Origin of the sequence: Nocardia sp. CA-128927, assembly GCF_050955855.1 — a bacterium.
Classification (GTDB): Bacteria; Actinomycetota; Actinomycetes; order Mycobacteriales; family Mycobacteriaceae; genus Nocardia.
Genome location: NZ_CP192087.1, coordinates 7,026,404 through 7,044,825 on the forward strand (window position 1 = coordinate 7,026,404; position 18,422 = coordinate 7,044,825).

Consider the following 18,422-nt stretch of genomic DNA (forward strand, 5'->3'; position numbering starts at 1 on the left):
CTCCGTCTCTGGTTCTGCGCTGTCACGTCGAGTTCGCTCAGCCGTCGAGAAGGTGCCGCCGTCCGCACCGGTACAGGTGCGATGTCCAAGCTGATGGTACATACCATTCAGTCTGTTTCGGCGGGTTCGTGAATTCCCGCCGACGTACCATCAGCTCGTCGCCGATATTCTGCAGCGCCTGCGCACGCTCCTCGCCGACCTCGACTCCGGCAACCTCGACCGCATCAAAGGCGAAATCGCAGGCCTGGCCGCAATTCTCGAATCCCACTTCCAATGGGAAGAACGCTGCATCGCAGAGGCGCTCGATGGACTGTCGCCGGCCGAGCGATCCAGCGCCGAACTGTTCGGCACAACCACACTCCGATAGCAGCCCCCGACCCCGTCGACAGTCTGCGCGGAGCCGTCTCCGCGCAAGCCCTGCGACGGATCGATTATCCGACATTAGGCATATGTGTGCTTCGGGAAGCCTTGTCTACCAACATATCTGGACGCTGCCAAGTGGAGCGCCGACGGAGTCGGCTCAGCTTACCCTCCGAGTTCGTCGCTTCGCCAACCGTGGGTAGGTGCTCCGATATCAGGAGGCGCACGGCCTGGTAGTCCTGCTGTCCTCTGCCGATCATCGACGGATGAGACGGACAGAACAGCGAATGACGCAGCAGACCGGGCCCATGCGGGAAGAGTCTCGCGATATGACCGCCGTGGAAACCGTGGCGGCGGCCCATCTGCGGTGGCTGTGGGGCTGGGACCGCGAGCAGGGTGATCCGCCGTTCGACCTGCGTGCAGTCCAGGGCGAGTTCTACGACTGGGAAGCCGAGGACATGCTGCTCTACGACGACGCCGACCCCGAGCACCGCGTGGCGCGCACAGTCGAGGAATACCGGTCGCTGTGGGAGCCGGTCTTCGACCAGCTGGTGGCGGCGGACCACCGGCTCGCCGATGGTCCGCACGTGCTGGTGTCCGAAGACCTCGCCACCTCGCGGTTGATCTTCATCGCGCGGCTGGTATCCGCCGACGGCACCGAGACCGGCTTGTGCGCGACCAGTTCACTGACCTGGCGGCGCGCGGCCACCGGCTGGCGGATCGTATGGGACCACACCTCGTCGGTCACCGTGGATGGGAAAACCCTTGCAGCCCTGATGGACTCGTTGCCCGGGCGCGGCGACTGCTTACCGGGGTCCGTGTCCTAGCCCGAGGAGGGCGGTGACGATTTGGCTGGTGGAGTCGAGCATGGCGGCGAAGATGTCTTGGGGGACGAGTTTTCCGTTGCACCAGAGGACGTTGCAGTTCGAGGGGGCGTAAGGGCCTACGCCGAGCAGGATTTGGGCGGTGTGTTCGGGGTCTATCCAGAAGGCGAGGTCGTCCAGGCCGCCGATGATGGGGCCGAAGTTGTCGCCGTAGTGGTAGGGGTCGTCGATCGGCTCGGCGGGTGCGTCGGAGACTGCCGCGACGACGCGGCGCAGGAATTCCTTGTTGTCCGGATTGGATTCGGCGGCGAGGGAGGTCTGGACGTTGCCGGTGTCGATTCCGCCGGGGACGCCGAGGCGGACGATCACCATGTCGCGGCTGGGGATCACCACGTTGAACTGGCCCAGTGCGCCGACGAAGGCGTACAGGTCGCGGGGTGCGCCGGGGAACATCTGGTGGTCGAACACCTTGGCCGTCGGGACCGTGGCGGTCTTGTAGGAGTCACCGGCGTTGAGCCAGAACAGGAATCCGTAGCCGCCGTTGGCGTCGGTCGGTTGACGGGCCTGGCGGATGTAGTCGGGATCGATGAGTTGGCTATCGCCCCAACGACCTTCGTGCAGCAGGAGCAGGCCGAACCGGGCCAGGTCGTCGGCGCGCATGGCGAGTCCGCCGTTGACGGCGGTGTTTCCGCTGCGGTCGCGTAGCCAGACCCACTGGTCGCGGGCGATGCCCAACGGCTGCAGGACTTCTCGCTGGACGAAGTCCTGGAAGTCCATCCGGGTGGTGATTTCCACGATCTTCGGCAGCAGCGCGAGCACGGCCTGCGCGTACTGGAAGGTGGTGCCCGGCTCGAACGCCTGCGGGGTTTCGAGGGTTTGCAGCACCTCGTCGGTGGCGATGCCCGCGATGTCGGCGGCCCAGGTAAAGTGCAGTCCGGTCGTCTGATTCAGCACCTGACGCACGGTGAGCGCGGCATGCGCGGGGTCGGCCTGCGGGAAGAACTTGCCGAGCGGATCGTCCAGACCGAAGTAGCCGAGGGTGATCGCGCGGCCGACCGCGACCGACGCGACGCCCTTCGACGAGCTGGCCAGCGGCGTCGGCAGGTTGCCTGTGCCGGTGCGGTCACCGACCAGGCAGCCGTGCCGGTACACCTGAATCGCGAAGGCGCCCTTGGCCGTTCCGAAGTCGATCGCGTCGGTCAGCGCAGCGGGATCGATCCCGGCGGCTGCCGGATCGACGCGCTGAACCGCTTGGCCCGCAGCAGGTTCGGCACACGCGACGCCGGGTTCCGCTACCGCACTGGGGCAGACTCCGGCCGCTCGAGCGCGGCCGCGACGCGGTCCAGTAGCAGCAACAGCAGTTCGTCCTTGTCGCGGACGTGCCGGTAGATCGCCATCGGCGAGCTCGACAGCCGCTCCGCGACGGCCCGCATGGCCGCATCCGGCTTGTCCGAAGGTCGGCCGGATGACTCGGCGGGGCTCGGTAGGGTGGCAACGTGGCGAAGATAGGTTTTCTCGGGGTGGGTCGCATGGGGTCGGGGATGGCGGCACGAATGCTGGCCGCCGGGCACGAAGTGACCGTGTTCAATCGGTCGCCGGAGAAAGCAGCGGAACTGATTTCGGCCGGAGCGGTGCCGGCGGCGACGCCGCGGGCAGCGGCGGATCAGGCCGACGCGATCTTCTCGATGGTGGCCGATGACGATGCCTCGCGCGCGGTCTGGCTCGGCGAGCACGGCGCGTTGGCGGGCGATCTGGCACCGGGCGCGTTCGCCGTCGAGTGCTCGACGATCTCCCGGCCATGGGTGCTGGAGTTGGCGAAACAGGCCGGTGCGCAAGGTCTTCGGTACCTGGACTCCCCCGTGACGGGCCTACCGTCGGCGGCCGCGGCAGGCGAGTTGCGGCTACTGGTCGGTGCCGACCCCGTCGATCTCGAGGCTGCCCGTCCCCTGCTGGAACCGTTGTGCGCCAGCATTGTTCGGTTCGGCGATGTCGGCGCGGGCACCGCGTACAAGCTGTTGCAGAACCTGCTCGGTTCCATCCAGATCGCGGCGACGGCGGAGACGCTGCGGGTCGCCGAACTTGCCGGGCTCGACCTGGCGACCGTGGTCGACACCCTTTCCCGCAGCGTCGCCGCTAGCCCAACGGTGACCCGCGTCAGCCAGCTAATGCTCGACGGCGTGCACGACCGCGATATCGCTTTCACTGCCGCCCTGCGCCTGAAGGACACCCGCATCGGCGTCGAACTGGCCGATAGCATCGACGGCCCGGCCGCACTGGGTCATGCGGCCTACGACATCTTCAGCCGACTGGTGGCAGCCGGTTACGGCGATCTCAACGAAACCAAGGTCATCGATCTACTGCGCGACCAGGGCTGACCCCAGCTACCGACTGCTCGCATCCGGCCGCATCGCCGGGCAAACCCCGCCGGGCGCGGTGGCCAACTCGAAATGCCACCACTCGTTGTCATACATCCGGCACAGCCCCCAGCGAGTCCCGTTGGCCTCCAGCCACTGCGCCCCCGCGAGCGGGCCGACGTCGACCGCGCGGCCCGACACGTGCGTCGACTCCGCGGGCGGCAGCACCCACCGGCGCGCCACGTCGGGGCTGCCGTAGGTGGCCACGCCGTTGTCCCACAACTGCTGCTGTTCTTCGTGCGTGCGATACCCGGAGGTGATCGACAACGGCACCCCTTGCGCGTGCGCCTCGGTCTCCGCCAGCGTGTACGCCACCGCGAGTCCGGGCTCCAGCCCCTCGGCCCCGGCCGCCGACCCCAGCGCCTCCCGCTGATCGATCTGCACCCCCACTCCCGCCACCGCCTGCGGCGCCATCAACCCGGTCGCCACCAGCGCGGGCAGCATCACCACCGGTAGACCGAGCGCTAGTCGATTCCGCACACCACTCCGCAACACCATGGCGGCGATGTTAGTGGCCCCGGCTGGCAGTCGCGGAAGTCGCCGCCGACACTCAGAGATCTAGTTCGATCCGCAGCTTCGACGACAGGCTCTCCATCGTCTCGACACTGAGCTCGCCGATCGGCCCGGACAGCCACGGCCGATACGTGCTGGTGATCAGGTCGACCCGTACCCACCCTGGCACCGGGTCCGCACTGCCGAGCAGGACCGCGACCATCGACTGCGGATCCAGGCGTTCGACGGGCGCGGTCAGCACCCGAACGCGCTCGTCGGGCAGGCGATAGTCCGCCGAGACGATCACGCGGTATGGGGTGCGCGGATCATTCTCGCGGGAAGGGCGATCGCGCTCGAACTGGTATACCTCGCCCCGCCTCATGCGCGCGGGCCGCGACGCGTCTCAGCGTCGGCATCCGCCGCGTGTAGGTCTGCGAGCTCCGCCTCGGCCACTTCGACGTCGTGCATGCCGAGGTTGCGATCGCGAGCCGCCGAGCGGATGGCGTCCTGATAGAGCATCCAACTGCGTGCGCAGCGCGCGAAATACGGCGACAGCTGCATCCCGGCCGCTGCGGCGCCCTGCTGGAGATCGGCAAGCACCGCCTCGTCGACCGTGAGGGTGATCTTCCGCGTGGCCATACGTCTCACCATACCATCGGCCATACCGCGAACCGGCGGCATCGATGGCCGAGTTTCAGTCACGTTCGATGCCGACACTCGGCGGGATGGATGGGCTGACGAGGAGTCATAGTCAATGGGCATGGCACATGCTTACCCGAATTCCCTTGTCTGGCAAATGCTTCATCCACAAGGAACGCACGTTATCCACAATCTATCCCAGTGCTGTGGATCACAATGTGCGGGCAGTCGCTACCAGTCCGATTCGCGAAAATTGGGGTGGTTTCACAAGTTTCACGACCGTACCGTTTTCAGCGATGACAGGGCGCTGGAGCCACCTGCAGACCCCGGCGAGTCGGCGTCGGCGTGTCCCCCAGGGACGATGATCTTGTCAACGGATTCGGCCAGTACGGCGACGAACCCCCACCCCGGTTCCCGACCCAGGTTGCCGACGATCCCCCACCCGACGAAACCCCCTGCCCCCCAACTGCTGCCGAACACCTCCGATCAGGCCGCGGACGGCACCCGGGCTGACTCGAAGGGTGTTCGTCCGCAGACCGAGCGGGTTGTGCACAGGGCGGAAAAGGTGTCCACATTCGCTCCCCATCGATGTGAACAGCCACTACAACGGACAATTCGACTACGACACCGGACAATTCGACCGAATCACTCGCGCAGCGGCGTGACCAGCGTGAGGTAGTCCCGCTCGACCACCGGCGCACGCACCGGCGCCGGGCGGCGAATCGCTTCGGCCGCTTCGCGATTGCGCCCGATCCGCTCGATGATCTCGCTGCCGTGATCGCGGGCATAAGCGATGGCGATCTTGATCTTGCCGGTGTGCAGGCTCGACTTCGCGCTCAGCACCTCGATGCGCCGCTCCACCGGCCCGTCCAATTCCTGCAGGCGGGCAACGACTTCCCACACGTCGGGGCCCGCGACCAGCGCGGCACGGCGATCGTGCATCGGCCCGCGGAAGACTATGCCGGGATGGTCGAGCTGATCGACGCCCTCCCGAATCAGCTGGTCTAGCAATGCGGTAGAAGTAGTACCCTCGCGTGCGGCGCGTGCGGCCAACCGGCGGCTGGCGGATTGTGAGAGACGCAGTGTTGTCGTGATGACCCTGGACGTACTCATTGCCCTCCTCGACCTTCAATGGCATCTGCGATGAACGGCACCCTTGGAATCAACGATGTACATCGCTAAGGGTGCATCGCGAAAGGGCGACATCACCCCGGCGATCGGGGTGACATTTGTGTGTCCGCACAAAAGCCTCCACGAAAATCGAACGCCCAGTTCAGACCCCATACTCGCCGCCGCACGGCCGTAATATCCACGCGGCTGATCGAAACCGGCTGCGCTATTTTGCCGACGATGCCGACAAAGCCCGGAAATTATCTGGCGCAGAAACTCGGCTTATCCGAGATCAGACCGCCGATCGGCGGGCGAATTCGAGCAGATGCCGCCCAGCAACCCCTTTGTTAGCGAAACCACCAGCTTATCGGGGTTCGAAGGTGCCCGGTTCGTGCTCGAAACGGATGACGGCCGACCACGGGTTGCGCATCGGCTGGCGCGGATCGGGCTGCGGTAAGTAGGAGGCCAGGCGCAGGTACAACGGTGCACGACGGAGCTTGCGCGCCTGCACCAGGAGGTTCTCGGTCTGCACCGGCTGCCAGCCGAGCTCCTCGAAGAAGGCGAGCCCGTTGGGCGGGTCGAACTTCATCGGCGCGTTCTCGAACATCCCGCGGGTGCGCATCCGGTCCATCCGGAAGGTGATATCTGCCATCCACCAAGCGATTTCGGGCCTGACCAAGGCCCGGGCCAGGTCGGTGACGGTCACCGTATCAAGGTAGAACTGCAGTCCCTCGGTGAGCACCAGCGCCTTGGCGGCGGGTGTGCTGACCGGTCCGATCGCGCCGAGCGCCTCGTCGAGGAACTTGTCGCGCGCCGACGGATCGGCGAGATCGACTGGGCGGCGGATCAATACACCGTGCGGGGTCTCCCCCGCCAGCATGCTCTCCTTCTCCGCGAGGATCTCCGGCAGATCCGCCTCGACCCACACGAAGTCGGCGGGCAGCACGAGACGGTACGGGCGGGTGTCCAACCCGGTCGCCAGATTCAGCACCCGATCGCAGCCCTCGGCGATGGACTTCGCGATGAGGTCGTCGATGATCTTGGTGCGGGTGACCACCGGCCAGCCGTTGCGCATGACCCGCGGCGCCAGGTCGACGATGCTGTATCCCTGTACTCCGGCGAGCCGGTCGGCCAGCGGATCTCGGAACAGCGCGTCGGGGCGAGCGGACTCGCGCGCCCGGTAGGCGGCCACCCATCGAGCGGTGTCCGACACGTTCGAGATCGGTGCTTGCCCTCCAGCCATGCCGCCAGTTTGGCACGGCCCGCCCACTACCAGTTCACTCGTTGCCCATCGCCGAGATGAGCCGCCTGTCACGATTCGGAACACTTTCGCTCCACATCGGTAACAAGATCCATGGTCTCGGCGACTCTGCTATCACACGCAACAAACGCACCGTGGATAATTCAGCGGTCACAACAGATTACGGTTGCCCGTCGCCGGAATCTCACGGAAAGAAGCAGGAAGATCAACCGTCGACAACCCCGAGGTCAGGATCGAAAACGCCCGCTGTGGGTGCTCGGCCTGATCGCTCCAATGTGTGCACTGCTCCCCTCGCAGCTCGTGCTGCACACCGGCGCGCCCGTCTTCTGGTGGATCGGCCCGATCATCGTGTTGATCGTGATACCAGTGCTGGACTGGGTGGTCGGCGAGGACGGCGCGAATCCGCGCGACGAGGACTACGAGCTGCTCTCCGGGGACCGCTACTACCGTTGGTGCACCTATCTTTTCCTGCCGATCCAGCTGTTCGGGCTCGGCATCGCCAGTTATCTGTGGGCGGGTGACGAGCTCAGCGGCGTCGACAAGCTCGGCCTGGCCGCGACGCTCGGCTTCGTCAGCGGCATCGGCATCAATGCCGCGCACGAGCTCGGGCACCGGGTCGAGCACCTGGAGCGCTGGCTGGCCAAAATCGCGCTGGCTCAATCGGGTTACGGGCACTTCTTCGTCGAACACAACCGCGGACATCACGTGCGGGTCGCCACCCCGGAGGATCCAGCCAGCGCCCGGCTCGGCGAGTCGCTCTGGGAGTTCCTGCCGCGCAGTGTGAGTGGCGGGTTCCGCTCGGCGATCCGGCTCGAGCGCGAGCGGCTCGCGCGCAAGGAGCGGGGCTGGTGGGATGTGGACAATCACATCCTGCAGGCGTGGGCGATGAGCCTGGTCCTGTTCGGCACGCTGGTCGCGCTGTTCGGCTGGCACATCCTGCCCTGGCTCGCGCTGCAAGCCGTGATCGGCATCGCGCTGCTCGAGACGGTGAACTACGTCGAGCACTACGGCCTGCTGCGGGCGCTCCGCAGCAATGGGCGCTACGCCAGGTGCTCGCCGCGGGACAGCTGGAACAGCGACCGGCTGGTCACCAACATCTTCCTGTTCCATCTGCAACGGCACAGCGATCACCACGCCAATCCTGGACGCCGGTACCAGACTTTGCGCAGCTCGGCGCAGGCACCGCAGCTGCCCGCCGGATACGCGACGATGGTCGTACTCGCCGCGCTCCCGCCGCTGTGGCGCATGGTGATGGACCACCGGGTGCTCGCCCACTACGGCGGCGACATCACCCTCGCCAACGTCCAACCGCCCAAGCAGGGGCGGTTGCGCGCCACCCTGGCGTACCGGCGCGCAACCAGCTGATCTCTCGGCGAGAGACCGCCTCGCTCAGACTCGTTCCGCCGAGCGGGTGCGAACCCGCAGGGCGATGGGCTTCTGGGTTTCGGCGAAGAAGTCGTTGCCCTTGTCGTCGACGACGATGAACGCCGGAAAGTCCTCGACCTCGATCTTCCAGACCGCTTCCATGCCGAGCTCGGGGTATTCGAGCACCTCGACCGACTTGATGCAGTCCAGTGCGAGGCGGGCGGCGGGTCCGCCGATGGAACCGAGGTAGAAGCCGCCGTGCTCGTGGCATGCCTTGGTCACCTGCGCGGAGCGGTTGCCCTTGGCCAGCATGACGAAGGAGCCGCCCGCGGCCTGGAACTGGTCGACGTAGGAGTCCATCCGGCCCGCGGTGGTCGGTCCGAACGAGCCGGACGCGTAGCCCTCGGGGGTCTTGGCCGGGCCCGCGTAGTAAACGGCCATGTCGCGCAGGTATTCGGGCATCGGTTCGCCCGCGTCGAGGCGTTCCTTGATCTTCGCGTGCGCGATGTCGCGGGCCACCACCAGCGGACCGGTCAGCGAAAGCCGGGTCTTCACCGGGTATTTCGACAACTCGGCGCGGATCTCCGACATCGGCCGGTTCAGATCGATCTGCACCACGTCGCCGCCGAGGATCGACTCGGTCTGCTCCGGCAGGTAGTGCGCGGGCTCGCGCTCGAGCTGCTCCAGGAACACACCCTCGGGCGTGATCTTGGCCAGCGCCTGCCGGTCGGCCGAGCAGGACACCGCGATGGCCACCGGGCAGCTGGCACCATGCCTGGGCAGCCGGACAACGCGCACGTCATGGCAGAAGTACTTGCCGCCGAATTGCGCTCCGATGCCGAAGGATTGGGTCAGCTTGAAGACCTCCTCCTCCAGCTCCAGGTCCCGGAACCCGTGCGCGGCAAGCGATCCCTCGGTGGGCAGGTTGTCCAGGTAGTGCGCCGAGGCGTATTTGGCTGTCTTCAACGCGAATTCGGCACTGGTGCCGCCGATCACGACCGCGAGGTGGTACGGCGGGCAGGCCGCGGTGCCGAGCGAGCGGATCTTCTCGTCCAGGAACTCCAGCATGCGCGTGGGGTTCAGCACGGCCTTGGTCTCCTGGTACAGGAAGGACTTGTTCGCCGACCCGCCACCCTTGGCCATGAACAGGAACTTGTACGCCGGATGCGCGGGATCGCCTGGCGTGGAATACAACTCGATCTGCGCGGGCAGGTTGGACCCGGTGTTCTTCTCGTCCCACATGGTGACCGGGGCGAGCTGGGAGTAGCGCAGGTTCAGCTTGGTGTAGGCGTCGAAGACGCCCCGGCTGATCCACTCGGCATCGTCCACGCCGGTCAGCACGCCCTCGGACTTCTTGCCCATGACGATCGCGGTGCCGGTGTCCTGGCACATCGGCAGGATGCCGCCCGCGGAGATGTTCACGTTCTTGAGCAGGTCCAGCGCGACGAAGCGGTCGTTGCCGCTGGACTCCGGGTCGTCGATGATCTTGCGCAGCTGCGCCAGGTGCGTCGGCCGCAGGTAGTGGCTGATGTCGTGCATCGCCTCGGCGGTGAGCAGGCGCAAGGCCTCGGGCTCCACCTGCAGGAAGGTGCGGCCGTTGACCTCGAAGGTGTGCACGCCCTCGGTGGTGAGCAGCCGGTACGAGGTGTCGTCGGCGCCGATCGGCAGCAGGTCTGAATAGCGGAAGTCCGGCGCGGTCACGGGACGCACTCCTTTGGGCAGGTCGGGGCCAAAAGCTGAGCGCGGGTCTGCGTTGTCGCTCAGCGGGCCTGGTCACAGGCACAGCGAGCGTATCCACCCCGCTACGTCACACGATGGTTAGGCAAGGCTTATCCCTAGCAGTTGACACAAAAGGTTGCACGTTCAACCCCGAGAGTGCTACCTGTCGTTCCACACAAAAGCGTTAGGACGTCCAAGCGTCCCGACGCCGCAACAACCGTCGCGCGACACACAACGACGCGCGACAATGTATGAACGCCAGAGTTTGGAGCGCTATCGTGACCGATCCCCATTGGCTCGATGACGTCGAAATGCGCGCCTGGGTGGGCTTTGTGCGCACCCGCGACCTCATCGCCGCGGCGGTCGGGCGAGACTCGACGCGCGAGTCGAACCTCACCTATGTCGAATACTCGGTGCTCGCGTTCCTGAGCAAAGTTCCGGACCAGCGCTGCACCTTCGCCGAGCTGGCCGCCCAACTCGAGTGGTCGCAGAGCAGGCTCTCGCATCAGATCACCCGGATGGAGAAGCGCGGACTCGTTGTCCGCGAGCCGATTCCGGACGACGCGCGCCGTACCGCGGCCCGGCTCACCCCGCGTGGCGCCGAGGTGCTGACCGGCGCGGCGCCCGCGCACGTGGTGAGTGTGCGCAAGCACATGATCGACGTGCTGGACCGGCAGCAGCTGGCCGCGCTCGCCGATATCTACGACACGCTGCTCGCGCATCATCGACAACCGGCGAGCGAGAACTGACCGCTCAGGCGGACGTGCTGGCCGCCAATTCGGTTGCCCCATCGGCTGATTCGAGGGGGGCGGTGGGCAATCCCAGTGCGCGCTCGAACCCCGCGGGCACCACGAGGTCGCTCCGATCGAGCTCGGCGACACTCGTTTTGCGCAAACCGAGCAGCGCCGAATCGATCCCGCCGCGCAGGATGTCGAGGACGTTCTCCACGCCCGCTTGGCCATTCGCGGCCAAGCCCCACAGATATCCGCGCCCGATCATCACCGCACGAGCGCCGAGCGCCACCGCCTTCACCACGTCGCTACCGCGCCGGATGCCGCCGTCCAGCACGACTTCGATCTGCGAACCCACCGCCTCGGCCACCGCGGGCAGCGCGCGAATGGCCGCAGGCGTCCCGTCCAGGTTGTTGCCGCCGTGGTTGGACACCGAGATGGCCGCGACGCCCGCGTCGACCGCACGCAGCGCGTCGTCGACCCGGATGACGCCCTTCAGCATCACCGGACCGTCCCACTGCTCGCAAATCCATTGCACGTCCGCCCAATCCGGCGGCGGCGTGCCCATCCATTCGCCGTAGGCGCCGAAGAACCCGGGCGCGGGGCCGCCGCCGACCGCCATGTTGGGCGCGGTGAGATCCGGAATGCGCCCGGACTTCGCGTACATCGCCAGCCAGCGCGGCCTGGCCAGGGTCTGCGGCGCGAACTTCAGCATGGTGCGCAGGTCGATCTGCTGCGGGATCTCCGGACTCCCCCAGTCCCGGCCGTGCGAGAACGACCAGTCCAGGGTCAAGATCAGCCCGACCGCACCGGCTGCCTTCGCCCGGCCCACCCGCTCCAGGATCTCGTCTTTGCTACCGCACCAGTACATCTGGAAGAAGGTCGCCGGGTTGGCCGCGATCACCTCTTCGATCGGCTTGCTGGCAAAGGAGCTGAGCCCCATCGCGATGCCGCGCGCCGCCGCCGCACGGGCCACGGCCACTTCACCGTCGGGATGCACCGCCTGCACGCCGGTCGGCGAGATCAGCACCGGCATCGAAAGCTGTTGGCCGAGCACGGTGGTCGACTGATCGCGGTCGCCGATGGACCCGGCGACGTGCGGGGCGAAGCCGAGTTCGGTGAACGCCTGCTGGTTGTCCTCGATGGTCTGGCCGCGCTCGGATCCGGCGATCAGCGCGCCGTACACCGATTTCGGCAGTCTCTTCTTCGCACGTCGCTGCGCTTCGGCAACGGTTTCGAACCACGGGTTCATGGTCGGAGGGTCCTTTCCGGGGAAGCTGCCGGCCACCAGAGCCGGGTTCGGTCGAGCAAGTCGGTGGTCAGGTGGTCGAGTAGCGCGGTGCCCTCGTCGGCGCTGGCGCCGGTCGGGTCGCCGAGCACGCCGTTGGCGCTGACCGAGCGCACTCCGGCGCCGCGCAGCAGCGGCATGAGTTGCGCGAGCGGCCGGACGTCGCCCGCTTCAGCGCGATCCAGACGCACCCGGTTCGGTGTGAGTGCCAGTTGCACGGCGGTTTCCGAGCGACCGGCATGCAGATCGCCTTGGTAGCGCGGCAGATACACGCGCACGTCGCGGGACTCGCTGCGCAACAACGTCTCCGCGCGCCGCAGCGGTTCGAGGTTGCCGCCGTGCCAGTTGACCAGCAGGATGCGGTCGAAAGTGTCCGTCGCCGAACGGCACAGCTCGACGATCAGCAGTTCCAGCGCGGCCTGTCCGATGGACAGCGTGCCGGGGAACCCCGCGTGCTCGCCGCTGGCCCCGTACGGGATCGCCGGTGCGACAAGCACATCCGGTCGCAGCGCGGCGAGGCGCGCACACAGTGCCGCGGCGATGTCGGTGTCGGTGGACAGCGGCAGATGCGGGCCGTGCTGTTCGGTCGCGCCGACCGCGACGGCGAGAATCGCGTCCGCCTCGGCCCGCTCCCCGGCCTCGGGCCAGGTGAGATCGGCCGCCGCGCCGACCGGCTCAGCCGCGGCTCGACTGTGGCCTGCGACACTGAGTTCACCCACCCCGCCGGCTCCGCCGGCTGCCGTCCCCGGTTCGAACATATCCGGAGATTATCGTCAGTCACTGACATAATCAATACGTGACAGCACGGACCACCCGCGGCCGCCCGCGCGGGACCAGCAAACGCGAACTCGAACTGATCGCCATGCGGCTGTTCACCGAGCAGGGCTTCGAGGACACCACCGTCGAGCAGATCGCCGCCGCGGCGGGCATCAGCGGCCGCACCTTCTTCCGCTACTTTCCCACCAAGGCGGAGGTGCTCTGGTACCAGTTCGATGACGAAGTCAGCGCTCTGCGTACCGCCTTCGCTGACGTGCCCGACGATGTTCCGATGATGACCGCGGTGCGTCGAGTTGTCGTGAACGCCAATCGGTATCGGGCCGAGGACGTGCCCGAGCTACGCACCCGCATGCAACTGGTCGCCACCATTCCGGCGCTGGCCGCCACCGCGGGCGCACACTACGACGCCTGGGAACGCGCGGTCAGCGACTTCGCCGCGCGCAGGCTCGGCGAACCGGAGCACGCCCTGATCCCGCTGGCTGTCGGGCGCACCACCCTGGCCGCGGCCCGCGCCGCCTTCGACGCCTGGCTGGCCCGTGCCGACGCGGATCTCACCGTCTATCTGGAGGCGGCGCTGCTAGGTCTAGAACGCGGTTTCGCCGCCCCGCCGTGAACCACGGGAGAACAACCGGCAGGTTTCGTCGGCAACTCCCTTGGGGTATGACTAGGCTCGGTGTCGGCCACACGGCCGATACGCACGATGATCACGACTGAAACCGTCGAAAGGGGCAGGAGTTTCCATGTCCGAGGTGTCCATGAGCCTTTCGGCGGATTCGCTGAACACGGGACCGGTCGACAAGCTGTTGCCACAATTGGTGGAGCATCTGCGCCAGAACCGCACCGCGCTGCGCGAAGTGTGGGCCCGGCGCATCACCGACGCACAGCTGCTGACCGCGATGACCCCGGAGGAAATCTTTTCCGAGGCAACGTCTGTCTATGACAACTACGTCGAGGTGCTGGAGACCGGTAGCGTCGAGGCGCTACAGGCCTACGCACGTGATCTGTCCGAGCGCATCATCCCGAGAGGCGTCGAGACCGACGAGATCCTCGGCATCGTGCTTTTGCTGCGGGACGTGTTGGCCCGCTCGCTGTTCGAGAAGTACCAGGCCGACTTCCAGTTACTGAACGCGGTGCTCGACGCCTACGAACCGGCCGCCAACCGCATCGCCAACACCGTGGGCGTCTCCTTCGTCCAGGAGCGCGAGCGCGTTATCCGCCAGCAGCAGGAGGCGATCCGCGAGCTGTCCACGCCGGTTCTTCAGGTGCGCGAGCAGTTGCTCATCCTGCCGATCATCGGCGTGCTGGACAGCCAGCGGGCCCGACAGCTCACCGAGCAGCTGCTGCGCGCGATCCGCGCCAATCGCGCCAAGGTCGTCGTCATCGACATCACCGGTGTGCCGCAGATCGACTCCACCGTGGCCAACCACCTGGTGCAGACCGTCGACGCGTCCGGCCTGATGGGCGCGAACGTGATCATCACCGGCCTGTCCTCGGAGATCGCGCTGACCCTGGTGACCATCGGCCTCGACCTGTCCAAGATGAACGCCGTCGGCGACCTGCAAGGCGGCATCGAGGAAGCGGAACGCCTGCTGGGCTATGAGGTTTCCAGAGTCGCCGAACGGGTCGCCGAACGCGACGGTCGCTGAGACCAGGGCGGGCACATGCCGGTACCGATTCTCAAACAAGGCACCTATCTCATCGCATCGGTTCAATCCGCGCTGACCGATGCCGATACCGAACGGCTGCAGGACGACCTGATGAAACAGGTCAGCAAATACCGAGCACACGGCATCATCGTCGACGTCACCGCGATCGACATCATGGATTCCTTTGCCGCGAGATCGTTGCGTACCATCGCGCACATGACGCAGTTGCGCGGCGCCGAAACGGTGATCGTCGGGCTGCAACCGGAAGTCGCCTTCGCCATGGTGCAACTCGGACTCACGTTCGAGGGCATGCACACCGCCCTCGATCTGGAGGAGGGCCTGGCCTGGCTGAACCGGAAGACCGCGACCCCACGCCAGCGAGACGGTCGTGACAGTGGCCGCTGAGAACCTGGTGATCGCGGTCAAAGTGTCGGGCGACATTGTGATCGCACGTCAGGCTGGCCGCGAACTAGCAGCGAAGCTCGGATTCACACTGACAGACCGGACCATGATCTCCACGGCGATCTCCGAAATCGCCCGCAATATGACCAGTTACGCAGGCAGCGGCGAGATCCGCCTGATGGTCGACGATCGGGAGGGTCGTCAGGCACTGGTCGTTCAGGCCGAGGATCAAGGACCCGGCATCATCGACATCCCCCGCGCGCTCGAGGACGGTTATTCGACCGGTCGCGGACTAGGACTCGGTCTCCCCGGCGCCCGCAGGCTGATGGACCGGCTCATCATCGATTCGGCAGCGGGTAAGGGCACGTTGGTGGAGATGTGGAAGTGGGTACCCAACAGTGCATGACGACGGGTTCATCGGCCGAATCGAGTGGGCGGTGGCGGGTCGTGCCCTGCCCGGTCAACGCGTCTCCGGTGATCGCGGCCTCATCCTCGACACCGGCGGCGGCACCGTGCTTTTCGCCGTACTGGACGGACTCGGGCACGGCGCCCCCGCGGCCGACGCCGCCGACCGGGCCGCGCAGGTGCTCTCGGAGAACCGCGCCGAACCGCTGGACGTGCTGATGGTGCTCTGTCATCGCGCCATGGCCGACACCCGAGGCGCCGCGGTATCGCTCGCCTTGTTCGATCCGAGCGACACGGTGCGCTGGCTCGGCGTCGGCAATGTCGAATCCCGGGTGCTCACCGTGACTCCCGCCGGGCTCACCAGCCGCGCGACCATCCTGCTCACCGCCGGGATCGTCGGGTATCGACTACCGCCGAATCTGCAGACGCAGACCATTCACGTGCGCCCCGGCGATCTGCTGCTGATGTCCACCGACGGCATCGTCAGCGAATCCGCCGATGCGATCGACCTGTCGAAGTCCACCGCGGACATCACCGCCGACATCCTGGCCAAGCACGCCAAGGACACCGACGATGCGCTGGTGCTCGTCGCCCGCCACCGCGGCTCGTCGCAAGACCCGACATCATGAGGGGCCGCGCCCTATGACAGCACTGGCCGATTTCCTCGACGAGTACGCGAAATCACTACGACGACACCTGGATTCACCGACCCAGGGCACCCTCGCCGAAGGGTACGAGCTCGGCCGGCGGGCCCTGGTCGAGGGCATCAGCCTGCTCGATCTCAACGAAAACCACTTCCGGGTGGTGCAGGCCGCCGAGCACGACGCGGGCATCGGCGATCCGGACTCCCGGCTGGCCGAGTCCGCGCTGGAGTTCCTGCTGCAAACCCTTGCCGCGCTCGACATCGCGACGCGCGGCTACCTGGACGGCGTCGGTCGTTACGAGCAACAGCGCACGCGCGCAGACGATCTCGCGGGCCGGGATGCCTTCCGCACCGCGCTGGTCGAATCGCTACAGGACGGCTTCTTCGTCGCCGACTCGCACGGCGCCATCGTCGAGGTCAACTCCGCGTTCGGCGCGCTGACCGGATACGGCGCCGCCGATGTGCCCTATCCGCTGCCGCATCCGTGGTCGATGCCGGAGGGGCCGCGGTATCCCGACCTCGGCACGGAGGCAGTGCGTTTCGTCATTCCGATCCGACACCGCGACGGCCGCGACGTGTGGCTCGCGGTGAGCACCAGCTCGCTGATCAAGCCGGAGAACAGCGAACGCATCTTCGTCGGCACCATCCGCGACGTCACCGCCGAGCACGACGCGCAGGCCCGCGATCAGGCCGCCTCCCGGCTGGCCACCGCGGTCGGCGCGGCAACCAGCGTGGTCGAGGTGCTCGCGGTCGGCCTCGACGAACTGCGCCGCACCGTCGGCGCGCAGACCGCGGTGGTGTCGGTGTGGCCGAGCAGACACGTCGAGCCGGAGGTGTACGTCTCCGGCGCCGAAGGCAGCGCGAACGGCCCGGACAGCGCCGAGTTGGACGCGCGGGCACGGGCCATGCTGGATCGGGCCAGACGCAGACCCGGCCGCAGCCTGATCGCGATTCCGGAGGGCACCGACAGCTCCGAGGGCATCGTCGCCCCGCTCGGCGAAACCGGTGACGCCGCACTGTGGTTGCGCTTCGCCGCGCCGCGCGCGGTCAGCGCCGCCGACTGGACGTTGTTCTCGCTGCTGATCGGACACCTGAGCCTCGCGGTGCAGCGGGCGCGCAACTTCGATCAGGCGCGCTCGACCTCGCTGACGCTACAGCGGGCCATGCTCGGTCCGATCGAACTGCCGCCGCGGTTCTCGGTGCACTACGAGCCCGCGCTGCCGCCGCTGGAGATCGGCGGCGACTGGTACGACGTTGTCCCGTTGCGCGACGGCACCATTGGCGTGGTGGTCGGCGACTGCGTCGGCCGTGGCCTCTCCGCCGCCGTCGTGATGGGCCAATTGCGAACGGCCGCAAGGGCATTGCTGTTGCGCGGGGCAGGTCCGGCGCAGCTGCTCGCCGAGCTGGACACCGTCGCGGGCCGGATCCCCGGCGCGATGTGCACGACCGTCTGCGCCGCCGTCCTCGATCCCGTGCGCGGGCTGGTCCGCTACAGCAGCGCGGGCCACATGCCGCCGATCCTGGCCGACGTCGACGCGACCGGCCGACTGCTGGAGGGCGGGCGATCGTTCCCGCTGGCCACCTTCGATCCGCCGCGCCGTCCGGAGGCGACCACCGCGTTGACGCCGGGCTCGACGCTCGTGCTGTTCACCGATGGGCTCGTCGAACAGCGCGGCGTCGACATCGACGACAGCTTCGCCAAGATCGCCGACGTGCTCGCCGACACGTCGGCCAAGCTGCCGAGGGAAGTGGCCGACGCGGTGCTGTCCCGGCTGCGGCCCGCCGCGGGTTACGACGACGACGTCGCCATGGTGGTGTATCGCCAGCCGCCCGCGCCGCTGCGGCTGGAGGTGCCCGCGCACGCGGATGAGCTTGCGGCCCTGCGCCATACGCTCAAGGCCTGGCTGGCCGCCGCCGCGGTGCCGCACGATCTGGCCTCCGATCTGGTGGCCGCCGCGAACGAGGCGTGCAGCAACAGCATCGAGCACGCCTACCGCAACGGCGCGGTGCCGAGCGGCCGTCCGGAGAGCACGGACCGCTCGATGGGCCGGGTTGCCAGATCGCTGCGCGACCCGGCCGCCGACACCAACCGGGTCGAGCTGACCGCCACCTGCAACACCGAGACGGTGGTGATCACCGTCGCAGACTCGGGCAGCTGGAAGCCACGCTCGGCCGACCCCGGATATCGCGGCCGCGGCATCGACATGATGCGCGCCCTCACCGAGGAACTCGACATCGACCACACCGGCCCCGGCACCCGCGTCCGCATGTCGGTAACCCTCCCCGCGATCGCCTTCCCGGTGGCAAATCCGTTGCGCGGCACCAACCGTCGCATCACGGGGTAAC

21 protein-coding genes are annotated in these 18,422 nt (G+C 67.2%); 10 read left to right on the top strand and 11 right to left on the bottom strand.

Features of this window, described 5'->3' with window-relative positions; translation table 11 throughout:
* Window positions 1–37 precede the first annotated feature (37 nt).
* On the bottom strand, window positions 38–268 hold the full coding sequence (locus tag ACQPW1_RS32195) for a hypothetical protein (protein WP_433655529.1): 231 nt from the start codon (window positions 266–268) through the stop codon (window positions 38–40).
* 358 nt (window positions 269–626) lie between these two features.
* On the opposite strand from ACQPW1_RS32195, the gene ACQPW1_RS32200 reads away from it, so the two are divergent.
* Window positions 627–1,187, top strand: coding sequence for a YybH family protein (locus ACQPW1_RS32200; protein WP_433655531.1), 561 nt, complete (start codon window positions 627–629; stop codon window positions 1,185–1,187).
* Here the strand turns inward: ACQPW1_RS32200 and ACQPW1_RS32205 are convergent.
* Together ACQPW1_RS32205 and ACQPW1_RS32210 are read right to left on the bottom strand one after the other, a co-directional pair.
* A complete protein-coding gene (locus ACQPW1_RS32205; RefSeq protein ID WP_433655533.1) occupies window positions 1,167–2,336 on the bottom strand; it encodes a serine hydrolase domain-containing protein in 1,170 nt (389 codons plus the stop codon). The two genes, ACQPW1_RS32200 and ACQPW1_RS32205, sit on opposite strands and share 21 nt — an antisense overlap.
* Before the next feature lie 140 nt (window positions 2,337–2,476).
* A complete protein-coding gene (locus tag ACQPW1_RS32210) occupies window positions 2,477–2,617 on the bottom strand; it encodes a hypothetical protein (protein ID WP_433655535.1) in 141 nt (46 codons plus the stop codon).
* A 63-nt stretch (window positions 2,618–2,680) separates the two neighbouring features.
* Between ACQPW1_RS32210 and ACQPW1_RS32215 the strand changes: the two genes are divergently transcribed.
* Window positions 2,681–3,559 (top strand): NAD(P)-dependent oxidoreductase, encoded by an 879-nt coding sequence (locus tag ACQPW1_RS32215; RefSeq protein WP_433655537.1) that lies wholly within the window; start codon window positions 2,681–2,683, stop codon window positions 3,557–3,559.
* 6 nt (window positions 3,560–3,565) lie between these two features.
* On the opposite strand, the gene ACQPW1_RS32220 is transcribed toward ACQPW1_RS32215, so the two are convergent.
* The 5 genes from ACQPW1_RS32220 to ACQPW1_RS32240 all read right to left on the bottom strand — a co-directional run bounded on the left by ACQPW1_RS32220 (window position 3,566) and on the right by ACQPW1_RS32240 (window position 7,082).
* Window positions 3,566–4,096, bottom strand: a complete 531-nt coding sequence (locus ACQPW1_RS32220; protein ID WP_433655539.1) for a M15 family metallopeptidase — start codon at window positions 4,094–4,096, stop codon at window positions 3,566–3,568.
* Window positions 4,097–4,148: 52 nt separating this feature from the next.
* On the bottom strand, window positions 4,149–4,397 hold the full coding sequence (locus tag ACQPW1_RS32225; protein ID WP_433655541.1) for a hypothetical protein: 249 nt from the start codon (window positions 4,395–4,397) through the stop codon (window positions 4,149–4,151).
* A gap of 71 nt (window positions 4,398–4,468) precedes the next feature.
* On the bottom strand, window positions 4,469–4,729 hold the full coding sequence (locus tag ACQPW1_RS32230; RefSeq protein WP_433655544.1) for a hypothetical protein: 261 nt from the start codon (window positions 4,727–4,729) through the stop codon (window positions 4,469–4,471).
* A gap of 645 nt (window positions 4,730–5,374) precedes the next feature.
* On the bottom strand, window positions 5,375–5,842 hold the full coding sequence (locus ACQPW1_RS32235) for a hypothetical protein (protein WP_433655546.1): 468 nt from the start codon (window positions 5,840–5,842) through the stop codon (window positions 5,375–5,377).
* A 361-nt stretch (window positions 5,843–6,203) separates the two neighbouring features.
* Complete coding sequence (locus tag ACQPW1_RS32240; RefSeq protein ID WP_433655548.1) at window positions 6,204–7,082, bottom strand: class I SAM-dependent methyltransferase; 879 nt, start codon at window positions 7,080–7,082, stop codon at window positions 6,204–6,206.
* 291 nt (window positions 7,083–7,373) lie between these two features.
* Between ACQPW1_RS32240 and ACQPW1_RS32245 the strand changes: the two genes are divergently transcribed.
* Window positions 7,374–8,465 carry an alkane 1-monooxygenase gene (locus tag ACQPW1_RS32245; RefSeq protein ID WP_433655550.1) on the top strand — a complete coding sequence of 364 codons (1,092 nt, stop codon included), beginning with the start codon at window positions 7,374–7,376 and terminating at the stop codon, window positions 8,463–8,465.
* A gap of 24 nt (window positions 8,466–8,489) precedes the next feature.
* Here ACQPW1_RS32245 and ACQPW1_RS32250 read toward each other — a convergent pair whose 3' ends face one another.
* Window positions 8,490–10,166 carry a fumarate hydratase gene (locus tag ACQPW1_RS32250; RefSeq protein WP_433655552.1) on the bottom strand — a complete coding sequence of 559 codons (1,677 nt, stop codon included), beginning with the start codon at window positions 10,164–10,166 and terminating at the stop codon, window positions 8,490–8,492.
* Between the two features lie 296 nt (window positions 10,167–10,462).
* Between ACQPW1_RS32250 and ACQPW1_RS32255 the strand changes: the two genes are divergently transcribed.
* Window positions 10,463–10,933, top strand: coding sequence for a MarR family winged helix-turn-helix transcriptional regulator (locus ACQPW1_RS32255; RefSeq protein ID WP_433655554.1), 471 nt, complete (start codon window positions 10,463–10,465; stop codon window positions 10,931–10,933).
* Window positions 10,934–10,937: 4 nt separating this feature from the next.
* Here ACQPW1_RS32255 and mftD read toward each other — a convergent pair whose 3' ends face one another.
* Entirely contained in the window at window positions 10,938–12,167 is a 1,230-nt protein-coding gene (gene mftD / locus ACQPW1_RS32260) for a pre-mycofactocin synthase MftD (protein ID WP_433655556.1), read from the bottom strand.
* Window positions 12,164–12,922 carry a mycofactocin biosynthesis peptidyl-dipeptidase MftE gene (gene mftE, locus ACQPW1_RS32265; protein ID WP_433655558.1) on the bottom strand — a complete coding sequence of 253 codons (759 nt, stop codon included), beginning with the start codon at window positions 12,920–12,922 and terminating at the stop codon, window positions 12,164–12,166. The genes mftD and mftE overlap by 4 nt, the downstream gene beginning before the upstream one ends.
* Before the next feature lie 77 nt (window positions 12,923–12,999).
* On the opposite strand from mftE, the gene mftR reads away from it, so the two are divergent.
* From mftR to ACQPW1_RS32295, 6 genes are all read left to right on the top strand, one after another.
* Window positions 13,000–13,593, top strand: coding sequence for a mycofactocin system transcriptional regulator (gene mftR / locus ACQPW1_RS32270; protein ID WP_433655560.1), 594 nt, complete (start codon window positions 13,000–13,002; stop codon window positions 13,591–13,593).
* Window positions 13,594–13,720: 127 nt separating this feature from the next.
* Window positions 13,721–14,626 carry an STAS domain-containing protein gene (locus ACQPW1_RS32275; protein ID WP_433655562.1) on the top strand — a complete coding sequence of 302 codons (906 nt, stop codon included), beginning with the start codon at window positions 13,721–13,723 and terminating at the stop codon, window positions 14,624–14,626.
* A 15-nt stretch (window positions 14,627–14,641) separates the two neighbouring features.
* Window positions 14,642–15,031 (top strand): STAS domain-containing protein, encoded by a 390-nt coding sequence (locus ACQPW1_RS32280; RefSeq protein ID WP_433655564.1) that lies wholly within the window; start codon window positions 14,642–14,644, stop codon window positions 15,029–15,031.
* Window positions 15,021–15,434 carry an ATP-binding protein gene (locus tag ACQPW1_RS32285; RefSeq protein WP_433655567.1) on the top strand — a complete coding sequence of 138 codons (414 nt, stop codon included), beginning with the start codon at window positions 15,021–15,023 and terminating at the stop codon, window positions 15,432–15,434. The genes ACQPW1_RS32280 and ACQPW1_RS32285 overlap by 11 nt, the downstream gene beginning before the upstream one ends.
* Window positions 15,427–16,062, top strand: a complete 636-nt coding sequence (locus ACQPW1_RS32290; protein WP_433655569.1) for a SpoIIE family protein phosphatase — start codon at window positions 15,427–15,429, stop codon at window positions 16,060–16,062. Before ACQPW1_RS32285 ends, ACQPW1_RS32290 begins: the two co-directional genes overlap by 8 nt.
* A gap of 13 nt (window positions 16,063–16,075) precedes the next feature.
* Window positions 16,076–18,421, top strand: coding sequence for a SpoIIE family protein phosphatase (locus ACQPW1_RS32295; protein WP_433655571.1), 2,346 nt, complete (start codon window positions 16,076–16,078; stop codon window positions 18,419–18,421).
* Window position 18,422 lies beyond the last annotated feature (1 nt).